Annotated in this window: 31 protein-coding genes and 1 pseudogene; 2 read left to right on the top strand and 30 right to left on the bottom strand. The window is 42.0% G+C overall.

Annotated features, from left to right (window positions below; translation table 11 throughout):
* Positions 1-209 precede the first annotated feature (209 nt).
* The 29 genes and pseudogenes from rplQ to GGG_RS0102800 form a co-directional block, all read right to left on the bottom strand.
* Positions 210-575, bottom strand: a complete 366-nt coding sequence (gene rplQ / locus GGG_RS0102940) for a 50S ribosomal protein L17 (RefSeq protein WP_004281488.1) — start codon at positions 573-575, stop codon at positions 210-212.
* Between the two features lie 18 nt (positions 576-593).
* Positions 594-1,601, bottom strand: coding sequence for a DNA-directed RNA polymerase subunit alpha (rpoA, locus tag GGG_RS0102935; protein WP_004650465.1), 1,008 nt, complete (start codon positions 1,599-1,601; stop codon positions 594-596).
* A 17-nt stretch (positions 1,602-1,618) separates the two neighbouring features.
* Positions 1,619-2,245: a 30S ribosomal protein S4 gene (gene rpsD, locus GGG_RS0102930; RefSeq protein WP_010112125.1), complete on the bottom strand. Its 627-nt coding sequence runs from the start codon at positions 2,243-2,245 to the stop codon at positions 1,619-1,621.
* 12 nt (positions 2,246-2,257) lie between these two features.
* Positions 2,258-2,644 carry a 30S ribosomal protein S11 gene (gene rpsK / locus GGG_RS0102925; RefSeq protein ID WP_001040166.1) on the bottom strand — a complete coding sequence of 129 codons (387 nt, stop codon included), beginning with the start codon at positions 2,642-2,644 and terminating at the stop codon, positions 2,258-2,260.
* Between the two features lie 19 nt (positions 2,645-2,663).
* The gene (gene rpsM, locus GGG_RS0102920; protein WP_005012957.1) at positions 2,664-3,020 is read right to left on the bottom strand and encodes a 30S ribosomal protein S13; all 357 of its coding nucleotides are present in this window, start codon (positions 3,018-3,020) and stop codon (positions 2,664-2,666) included.
* 107 nt (positions 3,021-3,127) lie between these two features.
* Positions 3,128-3,244, bottom strand: a complete 117-nt coding sequence (rpmJ, locus tag GGG_RS0102915) for a 50S ribosomal protein L36 (protein ID WP_000867907.1) — start codon at positions 3,242-3,244, stop codon at positions 3,128-3,130.
* A 21-nt stretch (positions 3,245-3,265) separates the two neighbouring features.
* Positions 3,266-4,585, bottom strand: coding sequence for a preprotein translocase subunit SecY (gene secY / locus GGG_RS0102910; RefSeq protein WP_171057645.1), 1,320 nt, complete (start codon positions 4,583-4,585; stop codon positions 3,266-3,268).
* A gap of 45 nt (positions 4,586-4,630) precedes the next feature.
* Complete coding sequence (gene rplO, locus GGG_RS0102905; RefSeq protein WP_010111947.1) at positions 4,631-5,071, bottom strand: 50S ribosomal protein L15; 441 nt, start codon at positions 5,069-5,071, stop codon at positions 4,631-4,633.
* 3 nt (positions 5,072-5,074) lie between these two features.
* Positions 5,075-5,251 carry a 50S ribosomal protein L30 gene (rpmD, locus tag GGG_RS0102900; RefSeq protein WP_010111945.1) on the bottom strand — a complete coding sequence of 59 codons (177 nt, stop codon included), beginning with the start codon at positions 5,249-5,251 and terminating at the stop codon, positions 5,075-5,077.
* A gap of 6 nt (positions 5,252-5,257) precedes the next feature.
* Entirely contained in the window at positions 5,258-5,755 is a 498-nt protein-coding gene (rpsE, locus tag GGG_RS0102895; protein WP_010111943.1) for a 30S ribosomal protein S5, read from the bottom strand.
* Positions 5,756-5,757: 2 nt separating this feature from the next.
* The gene (gene rplR, locus GGG_RS0102890) at positions 5,758-6,108 is read right to left on the bottom strand and encodes a 50S ribosomal protein L18 (protein ID WP_002049741.1); all 351 of its coding nucleotides are present in this window, start codon (positions 6,106-6,108) and stop codon (positions 5,758-5,760) included.
* 14 nt (positions 6,109-6,122) lie between these two features.
* Positions 6,123-6,656, bottom strand: a complete 534-nt coding sequence (gene rplF / locus GGG_RS0102885) for a 50S ribosomal protein L6 (RefSeq protein ID WP_010111935.1) — start codon at positions 6,654-6,656, stop codon at positions 6,123-6,125.
* Between the two features lie 13 nt (positions 6,657-6,669).
* Complete coding sequence (gene rpsH, locus GGG_RS0102880) at positions 6,670-7,065, bottom strand: 30S ribosomal protein S8 (protein WP_010111934.1); 396 nt, start codon at positions 7,063-7,065, stop codon at positions 6,670-6,672.
* A gap of 13 nt (positions 7,066-7,078) precedes the next feature.
* The gene (gene rpsN, locus GGG_RS0102875) at positions 7,079-7,384 is read right to left on the bottom strand and encodes a 30S ribosomal protein S14 (protein WP_004825185.1); all 306 of its coding nucleotides are present in this window, start codon (positions 7,382-7,384) and stop codon (positions 7,079-7,081) included.
* Between the two features lie 9 nt (positions 7,385-7,393).
* Positions 7,394-7,930, bottom strand: coding sequence for a 50S ribosomal protein L5 (gene rplE, locus GGG_RS0102870; protein ID WP_004825186.1), 537 nt, complete (start codon positions 7,928-7,930; stop codon positions 7,394-7,396).
* A 16-nt stretch (positions 7,931-7,946) separates the two neighbouring features.
* A complete protein-coding gene (gene rplX / locus GGG_RS0102865; protein ID WP_010111933.1) occupies positions 7,947-8,264 on the bottom strand; it encodes a 50S ribosomal protein L24 in 318 nt (105 codons plus the stop codon).
* 11 nt (positions 8,265-8,275) lie between these two features.
* A complete protein-coding gene (gene rplN / locus GGG_RS0102860) occupies positions 8,276-8,644 on the bottom strand; it encodes a 50S ribosomal protein L14 (protein ID WP_004725701.1) in 369 nt (122 codons plus the stop codon).
* Positions 8,645-8,736: 92 nt separating this feature from the next.
* Entirely contained in the window at positions 8,737-8,994 is a 258-nt protein-coding gene (gene rpsQ, locus GGG_RS0102855; protein ID WP_004725698.1) for a 30S ribosomal protein S17, read from the bottom strand.
* Entirely contained in the window at positions 8,991-9,188 is a 198-nt protein-coding gene (rpmC, locus tag GGG_RS0102850; RefSeq protein ID WP_004825188.1) for a 50S ribosomal protein L29, read from the bottom strand. Before rpmC ends, rpsQ begins: the two co-directional genes overlap by 4 nt.
* Positions 9,188-9,601 carry a 50S ribosomal protein L16 gene (rplP, locus tag GGG_RS0102845; protein WP_004825189.1) on the bottom strand — a complete coding sequence of 138 codons (414 nt, stop codon included), beginning with the start codon at positions 9,599-9,601 and terminating at the stop codon, positions 9,188-9,190. Before rplP ends, rpmC begins: the two co-directional genes overlap by 1 nt.
* A pseudogene (rpsC, locus tag GGG_RS0102840) lies at positions 9,541-10,410 on the bottom strand (30S ribosomal protein S3). The gene rplP and the pseudogene rpsC overlap by 61 nt, the downstream one beginning before the upstream one ends.
* A 1-nt stretch (position 10,411) precedes the next feature.
* Positions 10,412-10,741 (bottom strand): 50S ribosomal protein L22, encoded by a 330-nt coding sequence (gene rplV / locus GGG_RS0102835; protein WP_004691320.1) that lies wholly within the window; start codon positions 10,739-10,741, stop codon positions 10,412-10,414.
* Positions 10,742-10,750: 9 nt separating this feature from the next.
* Positions 10,751-11,026: a 30S ribosomal protein S19 gene (gene rpsS / locus GGG_RS0102830; protein ID WP_004869548.1), complete on the bottom strand. Its 276-nt coding sequence runs from the start codon at positions 11,024-11,026 to the stop codon at positions 10,751-10,753.
* Positions 11,027-11,045: 19 nt separating this feature from the next.
* A complete protein-coding gene (rplB, locus tag GGG_RS0102825) occupies positions 11,046-11,870 on the bottom strand; it encodes a 50S ribosomal protein L2 (protein WP_010111915.1) in 825 nt (274 codons plus the stop codon).
* A gap of 11 nt (positions 11,871-11,881) precedes the next feature.
* Positions 11,882-12,202 carry a 50S ribosomal protein L23 gene (rplW, locus tag GGG_RS0102820; protein WP_010111913.1) on the bottom strand — a complete coding sequence of 107 codons (321 nt, stop codon included), beginning with the start codon at positions 12,200-12,202 and terminating at the stop codon, positions 11,882-11,884.
* Entirely contained in the window at positions 12,199-12,801 is a 603-nt protein-coding gene (gene rplD, locus GGG_RS0102815; RefSeq protein ID WP_004725681.1) for a 50S ribosomal protein L4, read from the bottom strand. Before rplD ends, rplW begins: the two co-directional genes overlap by 4 nt.
* 11 nt (positions 12,802-12,812) lie before the next feature.
* The gene (gene rplC, locus GGG_RS0102810; protein ID WP_010111911.1) at positions 12,813-13,451 is read right to left on the bottom strand and encodes a 50S ribosomal protein L3; all 639 of its coding nucleotides are present in this window, start codon (positions 13,449-13,451) and stop codon (positions 12,813-12,815) included.
* Between the two features lie 59 nt (positions 13,452-13,510).
* Entirely contained in the window at positions 13,511-13,822 is a 312-nt protein-coding gene (gene rpsJ / locus GGG_RS0102805) for a 30S ribosomal protein S10 (protein WP_004725677.1), read from the bottom strand.
* Between the two features lie 275 nt (positions 13,823-14,097).
* On the bottom strand, positions 14,098-14,823 hold the full coding sequence (locus tag GGG_RS0102800) for a type 1 glutamine amidotransferase (protein WP_010111901.1): 726 nt from the start codon (positions 14,821-14,823) through the stop codon (positions 14,098-14,100).
* Between the two features lie 182 nt (positions 14,824-15,005).
* Between GGG_RS0102800 and GGG_RS0102795 the strand changes: the two genes are divergently transcribed.
* Both GGG_RS0102795 and GGG_RS0102790 read left to right on the top strand, forming a co-directional pair.
* Positions 15,006-16,190: a PLP-dependent transferase gene (locus tag GGG_RS0102795; RefSeq protein WP_010111900.1), complete on the top strand. Its 1,185-nt coding sequence runs from the start codon at positions 15,006-15,008 to the stop codon at positions 16,188-16,190.
* Between the two features lie 615 nt (positions 16,191-16,805).
* Positions 16,806-18,377 (top strand): helicase HerA-like domain-containing protein, encoded by a 1,572-nt coding sequence (locus GGG_RS0102790; RefSeq protein WP_010111899.1) that lies wholly within the window; start codon positions 16,806-16,808, stop codon positions 18,375-18,377.
* A gap of 384 nt (positions 18,378-18,761) precedes the next feature.
* Here the strand turns inward: GGG_RS0102790 and ytfE are convergent, their stop codons facing one another.
* Positions 18,762-19,418 carry an iron-sulfur cluster repair protein YtfE gene (gene ytfE / locus GGG_RS0102785; protein WP_010111898.1) on the bottom strand — a complete coding sequence of 219 codons (657 nt, stop codon included), beginning with the start codon at positions 19,416-19,418 and terminating at the stop codon, positions 18,762-18,764.
* Between the last annotated feature and the right edge of the window lie 70 nt (positions 19,419-19,488).

Raw genomic sequence — 19,488 nt, 5'->3', positions numbered from 1 at the left:
TCTTTTTATAACCTATTCAAGAGTACATTTTTATTAAATCACAAATTTGACAATACGCAATGTCAAGTTTGTATTTTTCCGACAAATTTCATATCACTTGAGGACAAAATTAGATTTTGTCTGACAATTCTTAAATTTCACGCATAAAAAAAGGTCGGTAAAATACCGACCTTTTTCGAACAACCGATTGTTCTATGACGTGAGTAAAATTAGTTTACTTCACGATCCACAAGCTCTACATAAGCCATCGGCGCAGCATCACCTGCACGGAAACCAGCTTTAAGAACACGTAGATAACCGCCGTTACGTTCTTTGTAACGAGGGCCAAGAACGGTAAATAATTTACCAACTGTTGCTGCTGAACGAGTACGAGCAAACGCCAAACGACGGTTTGCTACTGTATCGTTTTTAGCTAAAGTGATTAAAGGCTCAGCTACACGACGTAACTCTTTTGCTTTAGGCACAGTTGTTTTGATCAACTCATGCTCGAACAAAGAATTAGCCATGTTTTGAAACATCGCTTTACGATGGCTGCTGGTACGGCCTAATTTCACACCACTATTACGATGACGCATGGTGATAGTCCTACTTAATTAACGGCTACGATAGGCGAAACGATCGTCCATACGGAGACTAGCTGGTGGCCAGTTCTCTAAACGCATGCCGAGTTGTAAGCCTTTAGAAGCCAGAACATCTTTGATCTCAGTAAGCGATTTTTTACCAAGGTTAGGAGTTTTAAGTAACTCAACCTCAGTGCGCTGTACTAGATCACCAATGTAGTAAATATTTTCTGCTTTCAAACAGTTAGCAGAACGAACAGTAAGCTCTAGATCATCTACTGGACGAAGCAAAATTGGATCAACTTCTTCACGAGGTTCTTGAGCAACTGGAGCTTGATCTTTCTGAAGATCAACAAAAATTGCAATTTGTTGTTGCAAGATTGTTGCCGCTTTGCGGATTGCTTCTTCTGGATCTACAGTTCCATTTGTTTCAAGATCAATGATGAGCTTATCAAGGTCAGTACGTTGTTCTACACGAGCGTTTTCCACTGTGTAAGACACACGTTTGATCGGGCTATAAGAAGCATCTAATTGCAAACGACCAACAGGACGTGTTTCACCTTCAGGGAAACGAGAATCAGATGTTTCATAACCACGGCCTTGAGAAACTTTCAAGCGCATTTTTAATGAGCCAGAAGCACTTAAAGTACCAATCAAATGTTCAGGGTTAACCACTTCAACATTATGAGGCAAACGAAGATCAGCGGCAGTTACGTCGCCAGGTCCTTGCTTCTCTAATGTTAAATATGCTTCGTTTTGATCGAACAGCTTAATAGACAATCCTTTTAGGTTCAGCAAGAGCTCGACGATGTCCTGCTGCAAGCCTTCTAAAGTACTGTACTCGTGCTCGACACCTTCTATCTCAACTTCTACCACGGCAGCGCCAGGTAGAGAAGATAATAGGATGCGACGTAAAGCATTACCAAGAGTATGGCCAAAACCACGCTCTAACGGTTCAAGAATCACTTTTGCCGAGGTCCCGCTTGCCGCTTCGACCTTGATCGCTTGCGGAGTTAGAAACTCGTTTGCAGTACGCGTCATTATTGCTACCTCAAGGATTATTTAGAATACAATTCTACAATCAAGCTTTCGTTGATTTCAGCAGGTAAATCAGAACGATCTGGTGCAGCTTTAAATGTACCTTCAAGTTTTGAATGATCTACTTCAATCCAAGAAGCTGTACCACGTTGAGCAGCTAATTCAATTGCGTTTTTAATACGTAATTGTTGTTTAGCGCCTTCGTGAACTGCGATCACGTCACCCGCTTTAACTTGGATTGACGCGATGTTAACACGACGACCATTTAAAGTGATTGAACGGTGAGATACTAGCTGACGAGCTTCTGCACGTGTAGAACCAAAACCCATGCGATAAACGACGTTATCAAGACGGCTTTCAAGCAATTTCAACAAGTTTTCACCTGTTGCGCCTTTCACACGAGCAGCTTCTTTATAGTAATTACTAAATTGACGCTCTAAAACACCGTACATACGACGTACTTTTTGTTTTTCACGTAACTGTAGTGAGTACTCAGATTGTTTACCACCACGCGCCCCGCCATGTTGGCCAGGAGCTTTAGCAGCTTTTTTAGTTTTGACGTCAAATGGTTTAACGCCAGATTTTAATTGCAGGTCTGTCCCTTCGCGGCGAGAGAGTTTGCATTTTGGACCAATATAACGAGCCATGAATGTTTCTCCTTACACGCGACGTTTTTTAGGTGGACGGCAACCGTTGTGCGGAATCGGTGTCACATCGGTAATGCTGTTAATTTTATAACCCACTGCACCTAATGCACGAACCGCAGATTCACGACCTGGACCAGGACCTTTTACAAGGACGTCCAAGTTTTTCAAACCGTAATCTAAAGCAGCTTTACCAGCAACTTCAGCAGCTACCTGAGCAGCAAACGGAGTTGATTTACGTGATCCACGGAAGCCTTGTCCACCTGAAGTAGCCCAAGCCAATGCATTACCTTGACGATCAGTAATCGTAACAATGGTGTTATTAAAAGAAGCGTGAATGTGTGCAACACCTTCAGAGACGGTACGAGTGACCTTCTTGCGTGTGCGAGTATCTTTAGCCATCTTTTAGCTTCCAGAAATCTTATTTCTTAATAGGTTTGCGCGGACCTTTACGGGTACGTGCGTTAGTTTTGGTGCGTTGTCCGCGAACAGGCAAGCTGCGACGATGACGAAGACCGCGGTAGCAGCCTAAATCCATTAAACGTTTAATGTTCATGGAAATTTCGCGACGTAAATCACCTTCGGTCGGAACCTTAGCAACTTCTGCACGAATCGCATCAAGCTGAGCATCATCTAATTCACGAATTTTAGTAGTAGTAGCAATGCCTGCAGCAGCTAAAATGTTTTTAGCAGTGTGACGGCCAATACCAAAAATATACGTGAGAGAGATAACAGCATGCTTGTTATCCGGAATGTTTACACCGGCAATACGAGCCATTCAAATTTCTCCAAAAAGGCAGTAGAGATAATCAACCGCCCCACAAAAATCTTGAGGGGCGGATAATAACCTAATTAGCCTACTGAAATCAACAGGTCTTAATTAAATTAACCTTGACGCTGCTTATGACGAGGTTCTGCGCTGCAAATTACGCGAATAACCCCATTACGACGGATAACTTTACAGCTACCACAAATTTTTTTTACAGAAGCTTGTACTTTCATGATGAAACCTTCTAAGTGCGCTTATCCCTTAGGATGAGCAGTCGTTTTTCTCATTAACGATTGATTATCATACTGATGCGACGTTAAGTGGGCTTGAAGCTGTGCCATAAAGTCCATAACAACTACAACAACGATAAGTAATGAGGTACCACCCAAATGGAATGGAATACCAAAAGAACTTTGTAAAATCATCGGCATTAAGCAGATAACCGTGATGTAGATTGCACCAATAAATGTCAAACGATTAAGAATATGATCTAAGTAACGAGCAGTTTGCTCACCTGGGCGAATACCAGGTACGTAAGCTCCGCTGCGTTTCAAGTTTTCTGCAACTTCTTTCGGACTGAAAACCAGTGCCGTATAGAAATAACAGAAAAAGATAATTAACGCACCGAAGAGCACCAAATACAAAGGTTGTCCAGGCGATAATACTAATGCCAAATCTTGTAGCGCACGCTTCACGAATCCTGCGTTTGGATCAGCACTACCTAACCATTGACCTAAACTTGCAGGGAACAACAATAACGAACTAGCGAAAATTGCTGGGATAACCCCTGCCATGTTAATTTTCAATGGCAAATGTGTCTGCTGTGCAGTAAATACGCGACGCCCTTGCTGCTTTTGAGCATAGTTAACAGGTATACGACGTTGAGCTTTTTCAATAAACACAATCGCTGCTAAAACAGCAATTGATAGTAATCCAAATACAGCCAAACCAATTAAGCTTGATTGACCGTTATCTACAGATGTAAATGCTTGAATCACTAAGTTTGGTAAACCAGCAACAATACCTGCAAAGATAATCATTGAGATACCATTACCAACACCACGTTCAGTAATTTGCTCACCTAACCACATCAAGAACATGGTACCTGCAACTAACGAAGTTAGTGCCGGAACGTAAAAAGCTAGACCCGAAGTCAAAGTAATCCCTTGACTGATCAGACCAGCACACATCCCAATACCTTGGACTAATGCGAGTAATAAGGTGCCGTAGCGCGTATATTGATTAATCTTACGCTTACCCTGCTCGCCTTCCTTTTTTAATGCCTCTAACGAAGGAACTACCGTAGACATTAACTGCACAATAATAGATGCAGAAATGTACGGCATAATCCCTAACGCAAGAATAGACATTCGCTCTAATGCCCCGCCCGAGAACATGTTAAACAAACCTAAAAAAGTACCTTCATTAGCTTTGAAAAACCGTTCTAGAGCGACGTTATCAATACCTGGCAGCGGAATATGCGCTCCTAGTCGAAAGACAACTAACGCACCAATTAAAAACATTAATCGGTGAATAATTTCACGATATTTCACATGAAATGGTTGACCTTTCATCATGTTCACATGACCTGAAGAACTAGGAGACATAGTCACTCGCGATTACTCCTCGACTTTACCGCCAGCAGCTTCAACAGCAGCTTTAGCGCCTTTAGTCAATGCAACACCTTGAACAGTGAATGCACGAGTGATTTCACCAGAAAGAACGATACGAGCACGCACCATATCTTTACGTACGACATTCGCAGCTTTTAAAGTTTCAAGTGAAACAACATCACCTTCAACTTTAGCAAGTTCAGACAAACGTACTTCAGCAGTTTTCAAAGCCAATTGGCTTGTGAAACCGAATTTAGGCAAACGACGATATAACGCAGTTTGACCGCCTTCAAAACCTGGACGAACGCCACCACTTTTACGTGATTTTTGACCTTTGACACCACGGCCACCGGTCTTACCAACGCCAGAACCGATACCACGGCCTAAACGACGGTTTTCGCGTTTTGCACCTTCAGCAGGCGCAAGTTCATTTAAACGCAGAGTCATGGCTTATTCCTCTACACTAACCATATAGTAGACTTTGTTGATCATACCACGGTTAGAAGGTGTATCCACTACTTCTACTGTATGACCAATACGACGCAGACCTAAACCTTGTAGGCAAAGTTTGTGATTTTTCAAACGATGCGCAGCAGATTTAGTCTGGGTAACTTTAATCGTTTTCATGATTGATTACCCTAAAATTTGTTCTACTGAAAGACCACGTTTCGCAGCAACTTTCTCAGGAGAAGTCATATCACGCAAACCGTTAAAAGTTGCGTTTACTACGTTAGCAGCGTTAGTAGAACCATAACATTTAGTCAATACGTTACGTACACCTACAGCTTCTAACACTGCACGCATAGCACCACCAGCAATTACACCAGTACCTTCAGAAGCAGGTTGCATGTAAACGCGGCTTGCACCGTGACGAGCATTGATAGGATGCTGAACAGTACCGTCAACAAGATCAACAGTAATCATGTTGCGACGTGCAGCTTCAAGTGCTTTAGAAATAGCAGCTGGAACTTCACGTGCTTTACCACGACCAAAACCTACGCGACCATTACCATCACCAACCACAGTCAATGCTGTGAAAGAGAAGATACGACCACCCTTAACAACTTTGGCTACACGATCAACGGCAACCAGCTTTTCAACAAGACCTTCGTTTTGTTCAACTTTAGCCATGATTAGAACTCCAAGCCGTTTTCACGAGCAGCATCAGCCAAGGCTTTGATACGACCATGATATTTGAAACCAGAACGGTCAAATGCAACTTTAGTAACACCAGCTGCTTTAGCACGCTCTGCGATTAAAGCACCTACTTTAGTAGCCGCATCAACGTTACCAGTAGTACCGCTACGCAAAGATGCATCCAAAGTAGAAGCTTGCGCTAATACTTTGCCACCATCTGCTGAAATAACTTGTGCATAGATGTGACGCGGAGTGCGGTTTACACACAAACGAGTCGCACCCAATGCACGGATGTGCAAGCGTGTGCTTTTCGCACGACGCAAACGGGATTGTTTCTTTTCGTTCATAAGAACCTCGCGCCTTATTTCTTCTTAGCTTCTTTACGAAGCACAACTTCATCCGAATAACGAACACCTTTACCTTTATACGGTTCAGGAGCACGGTAAGCACGGATTTCTGCAGCCACTTGACCCAACAACTGCTTATTCGCTGATTTCAAAATGATTTCAGTAGCAGTAGGAGTTTCTGCAGTTACGCCTTCTGGAAGAGAGTAATCGATTGGGTGAGAGTAACCAAGGTTAAGGTTTACAATAGTACCTTTAACCGCAGCTTTATAACCAACACCGATCAGTTGTAACTTACGTTCGAAGCCTTCGTTAACACCTTTAACAAGGTTGTTAAGAACAGCGCGAGCAGTACCAGCTTGCATCCAAGAATCGCGAGATTCTTTAACTGGAGCAATATGAAGTTGACCTTCTTCCTGTTTAAGCTCGACCAGCGCATGCAGGTTGAAAGACAAAGTACCTTTACTGCCTTTCACTTCGACCTGCCGGCCGTTCTGAGTAACTGTTACACCGTTAGGTACAGTTACTGGGGCTTTAGCCACACGAGACATGAGGAATCACCTATTAAGAAACAAAAGCAATAACTTCACCACCGATGCCCGCAGCACGTGCAGCGCGATCAGTCATGATGCCTTTGCTTGTAGAAACAATTGCAATACCTAAACCTTGCTTAACGCTTGGTAAGCTATCTTTACCGCGATATTGGCGTAGACCTGGACGGCTTACACGCTTCACAGTATCGATAACTGGTTTGCCTTCAAAATATTTTAAAGTAATTGTCAAAGTAGCTTTGCCTTCAGAATCAGCAACTTCTACATTTGAAATGTAACCTTCTTGTTGAAGTACGTTTGCAATTGCAACTTTCAACTTAGAATTAGGCATAGAAACAGTTTGTTTCTTTGCCATTTGTGCGTTACGAACACGAGTTAACATGTCGGCAACGGTATCTTGCATACTCATTTATAGTCGCTCCTTACCAGCTTGCCTTAACAACGCCCGGTACATCACCTTGCATTACTGTATCGCGTAATTTGTTACGGCTTAAGCCGAACTTACGGAAGTAACCATGAGGACGACCAGTTAAACCACAACGGTTACGAAGACGTACTGGAGACGCATTACGTGGTAATGCTTGTAACTTCATCATCGCTTCGAAACGTTCTTCATCAGATGCATTTACGTTTGCAATCGTTGCTTTTAATTCAGCACGTTTTGCAGCATATTTTGCAACTGTTGCTTCGCGTTTCAATTCGCGATTAATCATACCTTTCTTAGCCATATCGACCTCTTATTTGAACGGGAAGCCAAATGCACGGATTAGTGCACGGCCTTCGTCATCGGTGCGAGCAGTCGTAGTGATAGTAATATCCATACCACGAATACGATCGATCTTATCAAAATCGATTTCAGGGAACATAATTTGTTCCTTGAGACCCATTGAATAGTTACCACGACCATCGAATGATTTCGCAGAAAAACCGCGGAAGTCACGAATACGAGGGATCGCAATAGAGATCAAACGGTCTAAGAATTCGTACATTTGTTCGCCGCGTAAAGTTACTTTACAACCAATCGGCCAACCGTCACGGATTTTAAAACCAGCGATTGATTTACGAGCTAATGTAAGCACTGGTTTTTGACCAGCAATAGCTTGCATATCAGCCAAAGCGCCATCTAACAATTTCTTGTCAGCTGAAGCTGCACCAACACCCATGTTGATGGTGATTTTAGTAATGCGAGGAATTTCCATCACATTTGCCAAACCAAGTTCTTCTTTCAACTTAGCTCGGATTTCGTCGTTATAACGTGTTTTAAGTCTGGCCATAGCCTATTTCAACCTATTACTTCGCTACCGCCACTGATTCACCATTTGACTTATAAACGCGAGTTTTCACGCCTTCAGACACTTGGTAACCAACACGGTCAGCCTTTTGGGTTGTAGCATTAAAAATCGCCACGTTTGAAATATGAAGCGAAGCTTCTTGTGTAACGATAGCGCCTTCAGCACCTGTTGCACGGTTCGGCTTTTGATGCTTCTTAACTAAGTTAAGGCCTTCAACCTTAACTTGGTCATTTGAAACAGACAAAACAGTACCCTGTTTGCCTTTTTCTTTACCTGCGATCACAATTACTTGATCGCCTTTTCTAATCTTAGCCATGATTGCCTCTATTATAGAACTTCAGGAGCCAATGAAATGATTTTCATGAACTGTTCAGTACGAAGTTCACGAGTCACTGGTCCGAAAATACGAGTGGCAATCGGAGCCTTGTTGTTGTTCAAGATAACTGCAGCATTATCATCAAAACGGATCACAGAACCGTCTGGACGACGAATACCGAATTTAGTACGAACTACAACTGCATTCATCACGTCACCCTTTTTAACACGGCCACGTGGAATTGCTTCTTTTACAGTAACTTTAATAATGTCGCCAACAGAAGCATAACGACGATGTGAACCACCTAGTACTTTAATACATTGTACGCGGCGAGCACCACTGTTGTCTGCTACGTCTAGCATACTTTCGGTCTGAATCATTGCCCTACTCCAAAACCGAGCATCACCGGTCGCAATTTCGAAAGGCTCAAAGAGTACTCGAAATTGACCGATGATGCAACAAGAACGTCTAATTACTCAGCAGCAGCTTCAATAACTTCCACTAAAGTCCAAGCTTTAGTTTTTGAAATTGGGCGGCTTTCTTTAATGGTCACAACATCGCCAGTTTTAGCTGTGTTGTTCTCATCATGAGCGTGTAATTTTGTTGAACGGCGGATTGATTTGCCATACAACGGGTGTTGAACGCGGCGTTCGATAAGTACAACAATAGACTTGTCCATTTTGTCGCTTACTACTTTGCCTGTTAACGTGCGAACTGTTTGCTCACTCATTGTGCGTTCCCCTGTTTTTCGGTAAGGAGGGTCTTGATACGAGCAATAGTCTTACGAGTAAGCGCAACTTCATGCGATTTACCCAATTGACCAGTTGCTTTCGCCATACGAAGACGGAATTGGTTCAACTGTTGCTCATCAAGCAAAGCTGTCAACTCTTCTACCGACTTTTCACGTAGATCTTTAGTTTTCATTACATCACCGTCTTAGTAACGATAGTGGTTTTAAATGGAAGCTTAGCCGCTGCAAGCGTAAACGCTTCGCGTGCCAATTCTTCACTAACACCATCCATTTCGTACAAGATCTTACCTGGTTTGATTTGGCAAACCCAGTATTCCACAGAACCTTTACCTTTACCCATACGAACTTCTAATGGCTTTTCAGTAATTGGTTTGTCTGGGAAAACACGGATAAAGATCTTACCACCACGTTTAACACGACGGCTGATTGTACGACGTGCAGCTTCAATCTGACGAGCTGTCATTTGACCACGCTCAATCGATTTAAGTGCAATTGTACCAAAAGATACAGTGCTACCGCGATGTGCTAAACCAGTATTACGGCCTTTTTGCACTTTACGGAATTTAGTACGCTTAGGTTGTAACATGATTACTCTCCCTTAGCAGCGCGATCATCACGATCACGGCCTGCATGGCGCGCAGCATCTTGCGACTCACCACGACCACGACCTTCACCGCGACCACGACGTTCCTGACCTTCACCACGGCCACGACCACGTTTAGCTGGACGTTCTTCAGCAGGAGCAGGGTTCATGACTTGTTTCATGCCACCTAAGATCTCACCACGGAAAATCCAAACTTTAACACCGATCGTACCGTAAGTTGTTTCAGCACGCATAGTTGCATAGTCGATATCAGCACGAAGTGTATGTAAAGGTACACGACCTTCACGATACCATTCAGTACGTGCAATCTCTGCACCACCTAAACGACCAGATACTTCAACTTTAATACCTTTCGCACCAGCACGCATTGTGTTTTGTACCGCACGCTTCATAGCACGACGGAACATTACACGTTTTTCTAATTGAGAAGCGATTGCTTCAGCAACTAAACGAGCGTCTAAATCTGGGCGATCGATTTCGTTAATGCTTACTTGCGCTGGAACACCCATAATTTGAGTAAGTTCACGCTGTAATTTTTCAATATCTTCGCCTTTTTTACCGATAACGATACCTGGACGAGCAGTGCTAATTGTTACTTTAGCAGCGCCTGTAGGACGTTCGATAAGAATTTTGCTGATCATCGCGCTTTTAAGTTTTTTAGTTAAAAACTCACGAACTTGAAGATCTTTAAGCAAATATTCAGCGTATTGTTTCGGACTCGCATACCAGTTGGCGTTATGACGTTTTACAACACCAAGGCGGATACCGATTGGATGAACCTTCTGACCCATATCAAACCCCTACCTTAACGGTAATGTGACAAGTACGCTTAGTAATACGATCTGCACGGCCTTTAGCACGTGGCATAATACGTTTAAGGCTAGTGCCTTCATCAACGTAAATCGTAGTAACCTTAAGGTCGTCTACATCTAAACTGTTATTGTGTTCAGCGTTTGCAATTGCAGATTCCAATGCTTTTTTAACCAAAACTGCAGCTTTTTTGTTGCTGAAGTTAAGAATATTAAGCGCGTGAGCAACAGATTTGCCACGGATTAGGTCTGCAACCAAACGAGTTTTTTGTGCCGAGATAGCGGCACCGCGTAATTTAGCAGTAACTTCCATCATAGCACCTTAACGTTTAGATTTCTTGTCAACACCGTGACCACGATAGGTACGAGTTGGCGCGAATTCACCAAGTTTGTGACCAACCATATGTTCAGATACGATCACTGGAACATGGTTACGGCCATTATGTACAGAAATTGTTAAACCAACAAAATCTGGGAGGATCATCGAACGACGCGACCAAGTTTTGATCGGCTTGCGAGAATTACTCGCTACAGCCGCTTCAACCTTAGCGAACAAGTGCGCATCGACGAATGGGCCTTTTTTCAGAGAACGAGGCATTGTCAGATTCCTTTACTTGTTACTTAACGCGACGGTCGCGAATGATCATCTTAGTCGTACGCTTGTTGGTACGAGTCTTGTACCCTTTAGCTTTTTGACCCCATGGGCTTACAGGTTGAATACCTTTGTTACGCCCTTCACCACCACCATGTGGATGGTCTACTGGGTTCATCGCCATACCACGAACGGTAGGACGAACGCCACGCCAGCGAGATGCACCTGCTTTACCAAGTGAACGAAGGTTGCTTTCTGAGTTAGATACTTCACCTAACACAGCACGGCATTCAACGTGTACTTTACGCATTTCACCAGAACGTAAACGAACGATAGCGTAAGAACCGTCACGACCTAACAACTGAGCAGAAGTACCAGCAGAACGCACTAATTGTGCACCTTTACCGATTTTAAGCTCGATGTTATGTAGTGTAGAACCGATTGGCATATTGCGAAGTGGTAAGCAGTTACCTGGACGAATTGGAGCATCGTTACCAGATTGTACTTTATCACCAGCACGTAAGCCTTTAGGAGCAATAATATAACGACGTTCACCATCAGCATAAAGAACTAATGCAATGTGTGATGTACGGTTAGGATCGTATTCAATACGCTCTACAACCGCTGGAATGCCATCTTTATTACGTTTAAAGTCAACGATACGGTAGTGTTGTTTATGACCACCACCAACGTGACGAGTAGTAATGTGACCGTTGTTATTACGACCACCAGTACGTTTTTTAGCTTCAACCAACGGCGAATAAGGCGCACCTTTGTGAAGATGGTCGTGAACGACTTTCTCTACAAAGCGACGCCCTGGAGACGTTGGCTTACATTTTTGAATTGGCATAATTTTCGTCCTTATTCCGCTGCGCTTTCAGCGGTATCGCCCAAGTCAGCCATTTCAACATCTTGGCCAGCTTTCAGGGTGACGTATGCTTTTTTAACATCAGAACGACGTCCTAATGTTTTACCAAAGCGCTTAGTCTTACCTTTAGTGATAGTCGTGTTAACTTTAACAACTTCCACACCAAATAATTGTTCTACTGCTTTTTTGATTTCAAGTTTGTTTGCGTTGATAGCAACCTTAAAAACTTGAACACCAGCAGTTTCACCTAAAACTTGTGCTTTTTCTGAAAAAACAGGTCCTTGTAGGACTTGATAGATACGTTCGTTGTTCATCCGAGTTCTACCTCAATTTTCTTAGCAGCAGCAACAGACATAACAACTTTATCGAACGCGATCAAACCAACAGGATCGATCCCAGCAGCATCAACCACATCAACGTGTGGAAGGTTACGAGCAGCTAAATATAGATTTTCATCTACAGCTTCTGTAACGATTAATGCGCGAGTAGCGTTCAAGCCGTTAAGTTTTGCAAGCAATTCTTTAGTTTTAGGCGCTTCAACAGCAAACTCTTCAACTAATACAAGACGATCTTGGCGAACAAGTTCAGCTAAGATACATTGCATTGCACCGCGGTACATTTTACGGTTAACTTTTTGAGACCAATCTTGTGGACGAGCAGCAAAAGTCTTACCACCACCAACCCAGATTGGGCTACGAATAGAACCCGCACGAGCTCGGCCAGTACCTTTTTGACGGAAAGGTTTTTTACCACCGCCAGAAACGTCTGCACGTGATTTTTGAGCTTTAGAACCTTGACGACCACCAGCTAAATAAGCTGTAACAACTTGGTGTACAAGAGCTTCATTAAAATCACGACCGAAAGCTACTTCTGATAATTCAACAGCAGAGCCGGAAACAGTTTTTAAATTCACGTTATTTCCCCTCAGGCCTTGATCGTAGGACGAACGATAACGTCGCCACCAGTAGCACCAGGAATCGCACCTTTAACAACAAGAACTGAACGTTCTGCGTCGATAGATACAATTTCAAGACCTTGTACGGTTACGCGTTCAGCACCTAAATGGCCAGCCATTTTTTTGCCTTTGAAAACGCGACCAGGAGTCTGGTTTTGACCTGTAGAACCTAAAACACGGTGAGATACAGAGTTACCATGTGTAGCATCTTGCGTACGGAAGTTCCAACGCTTAACACCACCTTGGAAGCCTTTACCTTTTGATTGACCAGTTACGTCAACAATTTGACCTACTGCGAACAAATCAACACCGATAGTTCCGCCAATTTCACGACCTTCAAGATCAGCTTCTGTTGCACGGAATTCGCTAACTAAACGACCAGCAGCAACACCAGCTTTCGCAAAGTGACCTTTCTGAGCATTTGTTACGCGAGATTCGCGACGTTCACCAGTAGTGATTTGAATCGCTTGATAACCATCAGTTTCAAGCGTTTTGATTTGAGTGATACGGTTAGGATCAACCTCAATCACTGTTACAGGTACAGAAACACCAGCATCTGTAAAGATACGTGTCATACCGCACTTGCGACCGACTAAACCAATAGCCATGTGCATAAACCTCTAAAAAAGCGGCCTAATTAACTTAGAGCGTTAATTAACCGAAAGCCTTAACCCAATGCGATCTGAACATCAACACCAGCTGCAAGATCCAATTTCATCAATGCATCTACAGTTTTGTCTGTAGGTTGAACGATATCGATCAAACGTTTGTATGTGCGGATTTCATATTGGTCACGCGCATCTTTGTTTACGTGTGGTGATGTCAAAACGTTAAAACGTTCGATGCGAGTAGGCATCGGAATTGGACCACAAACTTGTGCGCCAGTACGTTTTGCTGTTTCTACGATCTCTTGAGAAGATTGATCAATTAAACGGTGATCAAAAGACTTAAGACGGATACGAATTCTCTGGTTAGACATACCAGTTAACTCCAAGCCAAATATATAAAGAATCACCCTTGACGCATCTCACCCCACTAAATAAGGCAAGTGTCAAAGGCAGTGAAAATCACTAAGGTCATGATCGATGCCATGACTGTAACGATCTGGATGACTTTCTTCGCCATCCATCCCCTTCATATCGAAGGGTCGCTCATTATAACGATTGTTTAACAGTTAAGCAAACAAATTTAAGCCTTTTCCCTATATTTAAATATTTTATTGTTAATCAAGATGTTTAACTTTTAAACATCAACTTAAACTCTCAATACATAGTCTATTGCACTGTTTAGCAATTGATTTCCGCACAAATAATCCGACTTCTGCGTAGTTTTGAGTTTGTTTAAGGATTGGATATGTGTTTCACTAAACACCATATCGTCCTCCTCATGTTCTATAAATATTTTCAAGCTATGTGGCGTAATTTCTGGATGGAATTGAAAGCCGAGTACATTTTTACCAATTTGATAAAGCTGGTTCGGACAGACCTGATTTTCTGCTAAACGAATTGCACCTTTTGGAATATCAAAGGTTTCACTGTGCCACTGCATCACATTTACCTCCTGAGGGAGTTGGAAATATTCCTCAGGAACATGATTGCTTTTATTCACCAAAGTCCACCCCAACTCTTGCATAGGGTTACGTCTTACATTTGCACCTAAAGCATTGGCAATCAACTGCCCGCCCAAACACAAACCAATCGCAGGTTTTTCTTGTGCCAAATAACGTCTAATCCAGCGTTTTTCAACTTTGAGCCAAGGGTAATTCGCCTCATCATTAACACTCATTTCCCCACCCATAATGATGAGCAAGTCCACATCATTCACATGCGGTAAAGCTTCTATATCCAGTTGTGAATCCGTCGGCAAAGCAAAAAATTCTGTCGCAGTAATTTCAGCATCCATTGCCTTTAAATGTTCAAAACAACTTCCAAAACCTTCACCTGCAATATGTTGAAAATAATGCACTTTAAGTTTTTTCATCTTATCACCTATTCTTGTTGTATCTGTTTTCACTAAAAATCTAAAAATTGCAGAGGTATAAATGCAAAAATGAAGCCAATATCAGTTTTAGTTATGAATTTTCACAAATTATTGCTTTGCGCTACCTAATGATTATGTTTTGCTTATAACAACTCTTTATTCATCTTATTTTGAGCACTCTTGTGAAACTAAAACCACAAACAGCGTTAATTCATGCACCTCGCAAAGCACCTCAATACATAAATACCGTACAAGCTCCCTTATTTCGTGCATCTACCATCATTTTCGAAAATACCGATGCACTATTTAATCGCCATTGGACAGATGACTATGACTATAGTTATGGCACGCATGGCACACCGACGACCTACACCTTAGGCGACAATATTGCTCAGATCGAAGGCGGAAAGTATTGCCTACTCACACCAAGCGGATTGTCTGCAATTAATTTGGTAAATTCATGCTTTTTAAGCCACGGCGATGAAGTTTGGGTTGCAGATAATATTTATGGTCCGAATCTGGAACATCTGCGCAACCTTGAAAAACGCTACGGGATCATTGTCAAAGTTTACAATCCAATTGATGCAGCAACCTTCCAGCCTTCTGAACATGCAAAACTGATCTGGTTAGAAGCAGCAGGTTCAGTGACTTTGGAATTTCCTGATTTAATCAATTTAGTGAAAAAAGCCAAAGCTCATAATATGCTGACCGCATTAGACAATACTTGGGGCGCTGGACTTGCTTTTAATGCGTTTGATTTTAGCCATGAACATCTAAGTGTCGATATGACTGCGCATGCTTTGACTAAATACCCAAGTGGCGGCGGCGATATGCTCATGGGCTCTGTAGTCACTCAAGATAAAGCCTTGCATCAAAAACTATTTCGTATGCATGCCATTCAAGGCATTGCCATTTCAGGTGATGATGCTGCACAAGTACAACGCAGTTTAGCTTCAATGCAAATTCGCTATGAACATCAATCGCAAAGTGCGCTGAAAATTTTAAACTGGCTCAAAACCCAAGAAGCTTTTGCTCAGGTTTTACACCCTGCTGATCCTGACAATATCAGTCACGACTTTTGGAAACAGACTTGTCAGACGGAACAAAGTGCAGGTTTAGTCAGTGTTATTTTTAAAGCTGAATATGATCTGACTGCGATTCGTAAATTTTGCGACCACTTAAAATTATTTAAACTGGGTTTTAGCTGGGGTGGGCCAGTGAGTTTAGCGATGCTATACAACTTAAAAGACATGCGCCACACAGCGCAAACGCATTTGAAACAAGGCTTGTTGGTACGTTTCTGTATCGGCTTGGAAGATGCTGATGATTTGATTCAGGATATTGAGAATGCATTAAAGGCGATTTAATAGCTAATCGAATATAAATAGTTAACCTGAGCTCAGGATAAGATATGCTCCCAACTATTATGATACGCGGAAATGTCAGTCGCATTGTTCGAGGCAGGGCTACATCTGTAATATACTGTTTTTGCGATATATTAGATACTTGATAGTATCTGTCGAGTTGGCGACTGACAAATGGTTTTGCCTACTTTTCCCGAAAGAAAAGTAGGTCGAACCGAAGGTTAATCCTTGCATCTGACTTTGAACGGTGAGACTCCGCTGTGCTTAATCTATCTTTTCAATAGCTTACATCGAAATTTATCCCGAACTGACGTTAATTAAAGTTATGGTTTGCTAAAATAGTTCAATAAAACCTTCATCGCAATTCGCTAATAGGATGTCTAATGTGTTTCTAATATGGGAATGATTGCGATGAAGGAATATACATTCTATAAAGCATGTTTAACCGAATTAAATAAACATTTTTATATAAGCTGCATAGCTAAATCAAAAATTCCCACAATGAAAACAGATTTACAACATCATCATTTCATGCAATTTTGTATAACAACCATGATATAAAAACTGAGTATGCTTGACTCAAACAAAAGCACTCGAATTAAAGCTATAGGAATAACAATGGGTACACCAATCGTCATTGCAAAAAAAACTTCTGATACAACACAAGATATCGTCTTACACTCACAGTTTGCCAATCGCCACGGTTTAATTGCAGGCGCAACAGGAACAGGGAAAACCATTACCCTCAAAGTACTTGCAGAGAGTTTTTCACGTATTGGTGTTCCTGTATTTTTAGCCGATGCCAAAGGTGATGTATCCAGTATTGCCAAAGCAGGCTCAAGTAACCCTAAATTTGATGAACGCATTAAAAGTTTAGGTGTTGAAAGTGTTCCTTTTGCAGCCTCCCCGACCATTTTCTGGGATTTATTTGGTGAACAAGGGCATCCTATTCGCACCACGATTTCCGAAATTGGTCCGTTATTATTAGCGCAAATGCTGAATCTGAATGATACCCAAGAAGGCGTACTTTCCGCAGTCTTCCGTGTTGCAGATGATCAAGGCTTATTGCTCATTGATTTTAAAGACTTAAAAGCTATGCTGACTTATGTCAGTGAAAATGCTTCGGAATTAAAAGCAGAATATGGCAATCTATCCCCTGCCAGTTTAGGGGCCATTCAACGCAATTTATTGGCTTTAGGCGACCAAGGTGGTGAGCGCTTCTTTGGCGAACCAAGCTTAGACATTATGGATTTTATCCAAACCGATACAAATGGACATGGCTACATTAATTTATTGGCAGCCGATAAATTAATGAATACACCTAAATTGTATTCGACATTCCTCCTATGGATGCTTTCGGAACTGTTTGAAAAGCTTCCTGAAGTCGGTGATATGGAAAAACCTAAATTGGTGTTCTTCTTTGATGAAGCACATTTATTATTTGATAATGCCAGCCCTGCTTTGCAAGAAAAAATTCAACAAGTTGTGCGTTTAATTCGTTCAAAAGGCGTAGGCATTTATTTTATCAGCCAAAGCCCATTGGATATTCCTGAAGATGTACTTGGACAATTGGGTAATCGTGTACAACATGCTTTACGTGCATTTACCCCGAAAGACCAAAAAGCCGTAAAAACAGCAGCAGATACCTTCCGCGCTAACCCTGAGTTTAAAGTTGATCAAGCCATTACAGAACTTGCTGTCGGTGAAGCACTAATCAGTTGCCTAGATGAGCAAGGTACACCTCAAGTCGTTGAACGTTGTATGGTGATGCCACCCTACTCTGCATTCAGTCCAATCACATTAGATGAACGCAAAGCTTTAATGGCTCAAAGCATCGTAGCAGGTGTATACGACAAAGAACTTGACCGTGACAGCGCTTATGAAATGTTGCAACGTAAAGTTTCAGACAGTAGCCAACAGCAAATCGCATTCGAAGCTGCTGCACAACAAGCTAAGCAACTTGAAGAAATGGCCAAGTTCCAAGCTAAACAGCAAGAAGCCTTGAACAAAGAACAGGAACGTCTCGCCAAAGCACAACAGAAAGAAGAAGAAAAAGCCGCTGCTGCACGTGCCAAGATGACTCAAGATGTGATTGGTACTTTTGCTAAAAGCGCCGCACGTAGTCTAGGTGGTTCTACAGGGCAGAAAATTGTTCGAGGGCTTTTAGGCTCATTGTTTGGGAAGCGTTAAATAACATAAGGTTCAACATTTTGCTGAAAGTATTAAATACTTTCAGCAAAATCCCTCGTTTCATCTAGGCAATTGGATTTAGGTAAAATATTTTAACGCCAGTTCGGGATAAATTCTGATGTAAGTTATTGAAAAGATAGATCAGGCACAACGGAGTCTTACCATTTAAAGTCAGATACAAGAATTAACCTTCGGTTCGACCTACTTTTCTTTCGGGAAAAGTAGGCAAAACCATTTATCAGTCGCCAACTCGACAGATATTATCAAGTACCAAATATATTGCAAAAACAGTACATTGCAAATGCAGACCGGCCTCAAACAATGCGACTGACGTTTCCGCGTATCGTATAGTAGGGAACATACTTATCTCGAGTTTAGGTTATTTTATGATACTCGCATAAATAATTCATTACTTTCTAAATGAATATGTTGCATCAAGTCCTGCTTAAAATTATGTAATCCAATATATAGTGCTTGCCAAGTATTACATGCACCTGTTGGCGGTGTAATATCATGAGTCAGCTTTTCCAACGCCTCTAAGCTTTCACCATGTAGTGTATGCTCATGTCGCATCATCTCGATCAGATGCACCGCCTGAGGTTGATGTGCTCGAATCATTGGAAATAGAATTTGCTCCTCTTTGAGCATATGACTGAATAACTCTTGTTGCATTCCCACCAATAAATTGGTCAGTACTATCGGACAATCAGGATGAGCTTTATGCACTTTTTCAACACGCTCAGCCAACCGAATAAGTTCAGGCAGTTGATGACGATGAACTTCATGATAACGAGCTAAAATATGCTCAATAAGTTCATTGGTTTGTAATGCTTCGACTCGATCTACATGTTCTTTTTGATGATCAATCAGTATTTGCAAATCATTCACAACATCATCAATCCCCACGTTCTTTTTAACGCAAGCATCCGCCAATGTAAGATGACCATTACAACAAAAATCCAACTTATATTTATGAAATACGGCTGTTGCTCCAGTGATGCTTCTCGCAATTTCACCCACACTTTGCTGATTCATACTCATGGTTAAATCTCCACTTATTCACACATTATATACATTATAAATTGAGCGCTATAAGACCTAAGCTAGTCCT

The sequence above is a fragment of the Acinetobacter sp. P8-3-8 genome, from assembly GCF_000214135.1.
Taxonomy (GTDB): Bacteria; Pseudomonadota; Gammaproteobacteria; order Pseudomonadales; family Moraxellaceae; genus Acinetobacter.
The sequence above is the reverse complement of the archived record's forward strand: the minus strand, read 5'-3'. Positions and strand labels throughout refer to the sequence as shown.